Source organism: Neisseria sp. HMSC058F07, assembly GCF_001810035.1.
GTDB lineage: Bacteria > Pseudomonadota > Gammaproteobacteria > Burkholderiales > Neisseriaceae > Neisseria > Neisseria perflava.
Genome location: NZ_KV799699.1, coordinates 1 through 1,645, shown reverse-complemented (window position 1 = coordinate 1,645; position 1,645 = coordinate 1). Strand labels below are relative to the sequence as shown.

Annotated in this window: 2 protein-coding genes; both read right to left on the bottom strand. The window is 43.2% G+C overall.

Features of this window, described 5'->3' with window-relative positions; all coding sequences use genetic code 11:
• Positions 1-165 precede the first annotated feature (165 nt).
• Positions 166-618, bottom strand: coding sequence for a tetratricopeptide repeat protein (locus HMPREF2696_RS07955; protein WP_070588289.1), 453 nt, complete (start codon positions 616-618; stop codon positions 166-168).
• A 27-nt stretch (positions 619-645) separates the two neighbouring features.
• The coding region (locus HMPREF2696_RS11300) for an RHS repeat-associated core domain-containing protein (RefSeq protein WP_210383770.1) at positions 646-1,645 on the bottom strand (1,000 nt) is incomplete at its 5' end.

Below are 1,645 nucleotides of genomic sequence, written 5' to 3'. Positions count from 1 at the left end.
GCCGGCTTTGTCGTAGGCGTAGCGGCGGTTAAGTACGGTGCAACAAAGGTCGTCTGAAAGTTGGTTTCAGACGACCTTCATGCTGACTAGTAATGAGGTTGTTAAAGAGCAAACATTTCAGACGACCTCAAAGAAGGTTTTGAGGTCGTCTGAAAATATCGAATCTTACTTTTTGGTTTTTTTCTTAGGATTTAATTCTTCTTTACGTTGTTTATAAAATTGCCAATATTTTTTATCCTCCATAGAGAAAGGTGTGTAACGTAACTCTTTGTACGCCAAATCGAAATATTTATAAGCATTTTCCATATCACCTAGTTCGTAATAGATAATACCTGCCCATAGAAATGTGCTGCCATCAGGAACTGTTTTTCGCGCCTCTAATGCAATATTTATCCATTCAAGTGCCTTAGAATAATCCTTTAACTCTTTAAATCTGCCAGAAATTTCAGAACATAGCCCACTAGTTGGGGTTACGAATTGAGTAGCAGGTTTTGGAATTAAATCCCAAGCCTTCATTAACTCATCAATCCTTTCCTGAAGAGTTTTAGCCTGTCTCGACTCACATATAATATTATTAATTTTACTATTTAACTCAGGATTAATATCAGATAAATACATAGTTTTCCTTTCATTCATAACTCTTCATTAACAACCTTTGGGTAACTTTCCATTTTTAGGCTTGCGAGGTTTCTTATAACGTTCTTTGCTCTTTGCTCCACGGGAACAGTTGCCTGGCCCATATTCCAATCGATAATTATTGGGATCAAGCATCCATTTCCGTACTGCCTGAGACTTGGCTCCATGATAACGACCACAACGATTCCAATAGGAAACAGCATCTTCAGGATTATGTCCCATATGTGCATTTCTTAAAGAGTATTTTTTACCATCTACATCTTTGAAAACTGCACCCTCAGGAATCTGTGAGGTACGTCTAAGTTTACTGATTTCCTCGGATGTAATACCTTCAATTTCTCCATTAGCTAACATACGTTGCATTACTGCCCGTCCTGTCTTAGATACCTTAGATGGCGTTCTACCAACATAGGCATTCCTTCTCCATAAACCTAATGGGTCATACCATTCCTGTGCATTCAGCGCAAACTGATATAGATTATCTCCACCAATTAATTTAATCGGGTCCTGATTCACAAACCGTCCCGCCTCGGGCTCGTAATAGCGCTTCAGGTTGTAATGCAGTCCTGTCTCTTCATCGAAGTATTGGTTCTGCAATCTGAACGGCTGATGCGCGTTCTTGTAAACCCGTTCATCCTTTTTCAGACGACCCCAGGCGGTGTATTCGCCGTACCACAACAGATTGCCGTGGATGTCGGTCATCTCGCGCGGTATGCCGACTTGGTCGGTGTGGAAATAGGCGAGGTATTGTTTGCCGTCTTTGGCGTTGTCAAAGACTTGCGCCAGCGGTTCGTAGCTGTCTTGGTCGGTATAGATATAGGTGTAGCTGCCTTTGTAGGTGTACTCCTGCAATAGGCGGCTGCCGTCCCAGACGAAGTGGGTGCGTTTCGGTTCGGTACTCGTCCAGGCGAGTTTGTCTTGGCGTTCTTTGGAAAGGCGGCGTCCGAACGGGTCGTAGGCGTAGATCCAGATTTCGGTGTTGCCGGCGGGCTTTTTGATTTCGGCGCGG